We start from the raw sequence: 6,987 nt of genomic DNA on the forward strand, positions 1-6,987 counted from the left end.
TCAATTCTTCAAACTCTCTAAAATCACTTTTGCCGCCCGCCGTCCAGAAATAGTAGCACCTTCCATGCTGTCGATGTAGTCTTGCTGAGTATAACTCCCTGCAAGGAAGAAATTATCTACTGGGGTTTTTTGGTTGGGACGATACGCATCCATCCCTGGCGCTTCTCGGTAGAGAGACTGAGCAAGTTTTACCACACTGTACCAAGTCATATTTAGCTCCCGCGACGAGGGAAACAGTTCATGGACTTGTTTGAGGACGTGCTGTGCGATCGCTTCATTACTTTGGGCAATAAACGGATCTCCCGGTGTCAGCACTAGCTGTAACAATGAACCCTGTCCTGGGCGATAATAATCAGCAGGGCTAGTCAACGCCAAATCGGCAAAACAAGAAAAGTCAGCATCGGCTGTGTAAAGTAAATTATCGATTCCAGCCGCGTGATTTAGCTGTTTACGTTGCTCTCCATCGTTCAGTTCCGTTACCCAACCATCGAAGCGTAACTGCACTGTTGCCACTGGCACTGCATCCAGTTTGTAAATATTGTCAAATTCTGACCACTTACGCCACTCGTGGGGTAGGATGCGTTGGATTCCTGGTACATCACAGGCAAAAACGTAAGCATCAGCAGTGATAGTTTCTACTGTATCACCTTGGGCAACTAGTATACCAGTGACGCGGGTTTGTTCCTCTAATTCAGTAAACTGAATTTCCCGCACTTGTCGGCGGGTGTAAACTTTGGTGCCTCTAACTTCTAAGTATTCCAGAATGGGCTTGTGTAAATACTCCGATGGAGAACCTTCCAGCATTCGCAAAACTGAAGCTTCAGTTCTGACAGCAAATAACTGGAATATCGTTAACATACAACGGGCAGACATATTTTCGCAATCAATAAATCCCAATGCGTAGGCAATGGGGTTCCACAGGCGCTTGATGCTGCCATTACTCCCACCATGACTGCGAAACCAATCGGCAAAACTAACTTTATCTAAGTTGCGGATGGTTTTCATCGCCCCGTTAAAGTCTACCAATCCACGAACTATGGGACTAGTACCCAAAGCGATCGCATTTTGCAGTTTATCCTGCAACGATAGTTGAGAAGTCGTGAAAAATGCCTTTAAGCCATTGAAAGGCGCACCTGTAAGGAAGCGAAAATCCAAAGCACCAGTGCGCCCTCCTTTGTTAATAAAAGTGTGGGTATGTTCCTTGAGGCGTAAGTTTTCTAACACCCCCACTTTCTTCATCAAGTCAAATAGTTGGTAATAGCAGCCGAAAAATACATGCAATCCCATTTCTAGATGGTTGCCATCTCCATCAACCCAACTGCCAACTTTACCACCGACAAATGGACGAGACTCAAAAATCTCTACTTCACAACCAGCATCTGCTAGATCCACTGCGGTTGCTAGCCCAGCTAGTCCCGCACCTACGATTGCAACGCGCATTCCGTCGTTCCTTTTCAGTTTCTTTACAGATTGTAACTGGGTTGGTGTCGGAATTTGCTACTTAATATCAACTCCATTAGTGTATCAAGGCATGGCAATGTCGATACTAAAACCTCTTTGATCACTCCTTTTAGTGCCGGCAATTGACCAGACGCGAGAAGAACGCGTCTGTATCAGCTAGACAAACTCTTGTCCATAGCGGCGGACTCAAAAAAGTATCATAGCTATTTTTTTGGTGGCAAGGCAGTGATCTGGTAAGTCGTAAAAGTAACTTCTTACTTGTTTACATCTTTGCCGTCGTCAGAGACAGGCAAACTTCTAATCAGTTCGCGAATCACATCGGTTGCGGGTCTACCTGTTTGTTGACAATATTTTTCTAGTTTTTCCGCTTCCTGTGTTGCGAGATTGACAGTTATACGTTTCACAGCCCATTTTTTATTTGTCATTATCATGCTATTTGCTGTATATTTAGATCGTCGAAAGGGTCTAAGTAAAGAGGAAAACGATAAGATTATCAGAGTTTGTCTCAGGAAACAAGTAATACCATTAATATTAAAAATGTTCGTTTTGTCAAAGTATTCATCATTTTCTAAAGAAATCAAAAAACTACACTTTATTTGTTACTATTGTGACAGTAGAAAGAGCACATACTTGCTTTTGAGGATAATAACCCTACTAACAGCATCAGTAAAGCCTAGCAATGAAATTTGATAAATGAATTTGAGACACCTACTGTTGACTCAATGATGATTTACAAAGTTATTCTCCATTGAAAGCATTTGACCTTCTCTCTTAACCAAGTTCGCCAAAACCACTTGGAGAGAACATCTGATACAACACCAGAAAATAAAGCTGTAGAATCATTATCATGCTGAAATGCTGGCTTACAGGTGGTTTAAAGTGGTGTGTAGAGATCGTGAATAATCACTTAAAAGCAAGCAAATAAGCGATCGCTCTAGAACAAACACCCATCTGCACCCATTACTGTAACTAAGAAGTTAAGAGCTACTTGAACGTTTATGATTTTTGGCTTCTCTCGATCAAGCTGATTGTTTTTCTGTGCCAATATAGTAGCCATAAAAAAGGCGGCAAGACTCAGTTTGCTGGGTGTAAATAGCCCAATTATTTGGTGAATTTTAACAATATTATCTGTAATTTTACATAGATGATGATCCCAGAATAGATATGGTGTTAGTTGGCTGTTGCTAATAATATTTTAGTTTTATTTCATGCTTTTAGACTAACTTCATCGTAAAAATACGATGAAATTTTAGATGTGTTTTATCTTCCCTCTAGCGATATAGTTTGTCTTAAGCTCAACGATATTTTTTGCATGGTTCGTATTCATGTATCAGAAGATTATACAAATAATTTTTCGCTGATTACTGAGCTAAAAATTCCACATCAGACCGCTTTTTTATATCTAAAGTAAGAGAAAAATTACTGCCAAAAAGATTTTGAAATACAACTATTATTTATTGGTAAAAGTACCGTAAAAATAATTAGATACTTCACTTTTTTTGGGAGTGTATTCATTATATCCATGATTTTTGGGCTTTAAATAAACTTTATTTAGACTATAAATAAGCTCACTTTCATGCTTTATAAAAAAATTACAAAGAAAAATATATCACCTGAGCTTTTACTTAATGAACTTGATATATAACAAGATCCTAAGGTCAAAAACTTGTTAAAAAAAGATTCTGATATTGAAGTGCGTCGCTTAGGTTTGATTAAACCGGACTTTGTAAATAATTTTCTAGTACTTTGTCCTGATTTATACTAGTAAATATTTCAATTAAATTACTGGAAAACTATGAGAATATAGATACTTCATGAAATTTAGGTGAAGTTAAGTTCTAATCACTGGTTGACTATTGGAGTTGACATATAAATGACAAAATCCAGCGCTCTGAGAGGGACGCGGATGAATAAGGATGAAAAGTGCTGAGTTCTGAGGGGAGTCGGAGACTCCGAAAGATCGGGTTAAAAGACCGTATTGCTGTGCAGGATATGTACTAAGTACAATAGTACGAAATATTTTTCAATTTATTGAACACTCAGTAACACCACTTGCTCTTCAGCACTGAGTTTGCTCAATATTGTGAATCAAATACACATCGACTTAATTTCTCATAGCCGTAACCTGACATTTAGGATTACGGCGATTAGTGCAACTATTCCAATTTAAGTTGGGGCATCAGTTGGAGAGTGCCAATACCTAAATCTTTAGGTGAAAGCGATCGCGCTTCAAACAAAGCCATCATATCTCGTAACTGAGGATTGCCACGGGAAGCTCCCGTTAGTCCTTTGGCAATGATTAAGCCACAGTAGCCCTTAGTATTTTTACACCGCTGATTCCATTTTTTTCGGGCTTCTACATGAATAGGATCTTCATCTAAAAATTCACCGAATAGGAACAATTCACCATTTTGCGTTTGTAATAAACCCAGGTCGTAGCGATCGCCATCGAAGGGATCGGCACCTGGATTAAAGCAAATTGCTCTCAGTCCACCTGCTGCTTCAATTCTTTCAATTACAGTCTTAGCCTTGGGGCGGGAAGTTTGAATTAAAATCACCGGCAAACCATCACCCACTTGTTTGATTTCACCAGCCTTATGGTAGCTAACCCCTTTACGGAGGTACTCCAACATTTCCCAGGACACTACACCTAAGCTGAGGAAGGAATCTTCCGGTATTAAGTCATCTTGCAATGATTGGAAATTCGGTGAGCCAAGGTTGTCAATCTCCTCGTTATCGACACCAAAGCCTGCCATTTCCTCTAATTCTGCTGCTAACTGCGGCATAGTAGAGACTGTCACAGCCACAGATTTAGTTGATTCTTCCGACTGTGGCAGAGAAACGCGATAGCGACGGCTGAGGGTAGGGAAGATGTCCTCATGAAGCTGGCGACGGTGATCGCGAATAAAGCGGCTTAGGCTTTCGATCGCAACGAAGATTACCAGTGCTTCTTCGTCATACAAAACAGACCGTAGTCCTTCTAAGGGGTGGATATTACCGAACGTGGGGTCAATTTCTGATAATGGCAGATCCGCCAAATCACTTTCTTCATCCTCATCTTCATCGGTTTCGTCAGCACTCTCAAAGGTGAGAAACAGGCAATCTTGCTTGAGGAACGCTTCTTCTAGATGCTCCGTTGATTGTTCATCTCTTAAAACTGCGGCGCGAAACCGTTTTAAAGACTCTTCTGAGCGATAAAACAAAATCCCATACTCCATTCCCAGCATTCCCATAACTGAGGCGTAGAGTGTGCCAACATCCCACTTATTAATCTCGATTGACAAAATTTGCTGTTCTTCCAAAAATTCCCAAGGTGCTGCTTGCCAAATTGCAAATGCTTTCTCTCGCAAGATTTGTGCATACTGTGGGGGTAAGTCGGGGGTTTGACTATCGAGGATGTCAGCAAATCCGCGAAATAGTTCGTCAATTAAAGGCAGTTCTGGTGCGTAGTCAATGGCAATATCTAAATCTTGCAGCACCCCCCGCAGGTAAAATTGGATCTCACGATCTTTGACTACAATTCTTTGGGGTCTGGCAGGTCTTGCCGGACTGTGGGGATGCTCCATTGCTCGCATTAAAGTCCGAACTATTGCTTCTGGGCCGATATCTGAAGCTACCACGTCCATTCCTCGAACTACACCTTGGGAGTAATCTACCCAAAGAATGCATTCTCCCTTTTCCTCTGAGTCTGAGTGCTGGTTTGGTGATGACAACGGACGGCGATCGCCCTCCCATACAGAAGGAATTTGAGTTAATTTCTTCAAGCGACGACTGGTAGAGCGATTAAAACTTGTCATAGAGTAAGTTAATCAAAAGAAGCAATTTGGAAGTAAACTTTGGGGGATAGCTAGCCTCAGATTAGGTTTTTATGGCTGCACCTGAAAAAATAGTTGCTTCTCAGACTGCTGCCAGGCTTGAACTCCAAAAATACCGAATCTATAAACACACTGAGTCTCTCAATTCTAGAATAAAAACCTTTGGCTGCTTTTAACGGAGTGTTTACAATTTGGCATCTAGCGACATCTAAGCCGCTAGAATGAATACAAAAACACCAAGGACAACCCAGAGGCATTAACAAGCCGATACAGGGTAAAGCTTAGATTAATTAAGGAGTTGAAAAAGCAGATGACACAAGCAATTCAGCCTCAACAACGCGGAATTCTGTTGAGCGAAGCCGCATTGCACCAGGTAAAATCCCTCCGGGACAGGCAAGGCACAGATTTCTGCTTACGGGTAGGAGTCCGTCAGGGTGGCTGTTCTGGGATGTCTTACATGATGGACTTTGAAGACACTAGCAAGATCACCCCGCAGGATGAAGTTTTTGACTATGATGGCTTCAAGATTGTCAGCGATCGCAAGAGTTTGTTATATCTCTACGGCTTAATGCTCGATTACAGCGATGCCATGATTGGTGGTGGCTTTCAATTCACTAACCCTAATGCCAACCAAACTTGCGGTTGCGGCAAGTCATTTGGGGTTTAGTCAAAAGGAGCCGGTCACGTGCGAGGGTTTCCACCATTGAGTCAACTCGCTCTCAAAAATCAAGAGTCAAGGTTTTTTGACTCTTGACTATTGGTCTATGACTATTGAATCATGACTAATGACTATTAACTAATGATTATTGACAAATTTACTATGACTCAAACAGTTGAATCCCTGTTTGATACAGGTCTGGAACGCTATAAAGCAGGAGAAGCAGTAGATTCTTTAATCCCTGTATTTAAAGAAGTGTGCGATCGCGCTCCTAAAACGAGTGCTGCTTGGATCTGTTTGGCGTGGTTGTATCTACTCGATAACAAACCCAACTTGGCTTACAAAGCTGCACAGAAGGCAGTCAAGTTAAATCCACAAGACCCACAGGCTAGAGTCAATCTCGCCTTAGCAATGCTGGAAACAGGTCAAAAAGGTTTACGAGAACATATTGACGTAGTACAACAGTTAGTTTATGTCAACCCAGAATGGCGCGATGAAATAAAAAGCAGTATTGAAGACGGTTTAAGTAGAAAACCAGATTGGCAGAGTTTGATCAAAGTCAAAAATTGGCTGTTGGAGGAGTGAGAAGTTAGGAATTGGGAGTGAGGAGTTAGGAGTGAAATTCAAGTTGGCAAATCCTCACTTCTAACTTACCCATCACTTAGTTACCAGTCGTAAAATTTGGGGCAATTAGATCAAAGGATAAATGAAAGATAAATTGTTAAATTGGCTAAACACGATTTTAGTCGCAGATGTTTTTTTAGTTTTGTTTGGTTTTGTCTGGTTAGCGATCGCTGCGATCGGAGATTCTGTAGGTGTAAATCTGGGTTTGGATTTGTGGCATCAACTCTGGCAACCCGTGTTTAATCCAGCGATTGGCATCCTCATGGGCGGTGCGATTCTCAGCGGTATTATCAGTTGGGTTTCAAGAAAATTTCTATCTAGTCAATAGTTAAGGGATTGGGCATTGGTCATAGGAAAGAGGCAGAGGGGCGGGGTGCGGGGGGCAGAGGGGAAAATTCTTCTCCCTTGCTCCCTGCTCCCTGCTCCCTT

The 6,987-nt window shown here is 41.6% G+C and carries 6 protein-coding genes; 3 read left to right on the top strand and 3 right to left on the bottom strand.

Going from position 1 to position 6,987, the window contains the following annotated elements; genetic code table 11:
• The 3 genes from zds to F8R90_RS00585 form a co-directional block, all read right to left on the bottom strand.
• The gene (gene zds, locus F8R90_RS00575) at positions 1 to 1,440 is read right to left on the bottom strand and encodes a 9,9'-di-cis-zeta-carotene desaturase (protein WP_196508688.1); all 1,440 of its coding nucleotides are present in this window, start codon (positions 1,438 to 1,440) and stop codon (positions 1 to 3) included.
• A gap of 275 nt (positions 1,441 to 1,715) precedes the next feature.
• The gene (locus F8R90_RS00580; protein WP_174710394.1) at positions 1,716 to 1,892 is read right to left on the bottom strand and encodes a CopG family transcriptional regulator; all 177 of its coding nucleotides are present in this window, start codon (positions 1,890 to 1,892) and stop codon (positions 1,716 to 1,718) included.
• 1,725 nt (positions 1,893 to 3,617) lie between these two features.
• On the bottom strand, positions 3,618 to 5,258 hold the full coding sequence (locus tag F8R90_RS00585) for a DUF6930 domain-containing protein (protein ID WP_196508690.1): 1,641 nt from the start codon (positions 5,256 to 5,258) through the stop codon (positions 3,618 to 3,620).
• Between the two features lie 328 nt (positions 5,259 to 5,586).
• Between F8R90_RS00585 and F8R90_RS00590 the strand changes: the two genes are divergently transcribed.
• The 3 genes from F8R90_RS00590 (at position 5,587) to F8R90_RS00600 (ending at position 6,886) form a co-directional block, all read left to right on the top strand.
• The gene (locus tag F8R90_RS00590; protein ID WP_152588670.1) at positions 5,587 to 5,943 is read left to right on the top strand and encodes an iron-sulfur cluster assembly accessory protein; all 357 of its coding nucleotides are present in this window, start codon (positions 5,587 to 5,589) and stop codon (positions 5,941 to 5,943) included.
• A gap of 153 nt (positions 5,944 to 6,096) precedes the next feature.
• Complete coding sequence (locus F8R90_RS00595) at positions 6,097 to 6,519, top strand: tetratricopeptide repeat protein (RefSeq protein WP_196508692.1); 423 nt, start codon at positions 6,097 to 6,099, stop codon at positions 6,517 to 6,519.
• 121 nt (positions 6,520 to 6,640) lie between these two features.
• Entirely contained in the window at positions 6,641 to 6,886 is a 246-nt protein-coding gene (locus F8R90_RS00600; RefSeq protein ID WP_190894024.1) for a hypothetical protein, read from the top strand.
• Positions 6,887 to 6,987: the final 101 nt, after the last annotated feature.

The organism is Nostoc sp. NZL (genome assembly GCF_015714705.1).
Classification (GTDB): Bacteria; Cyanobacteriota; Cyanobacteriia; order Cyanobacteriales; family Nostocaceae; genus Nostoc; species Nostoc foliaceum_A.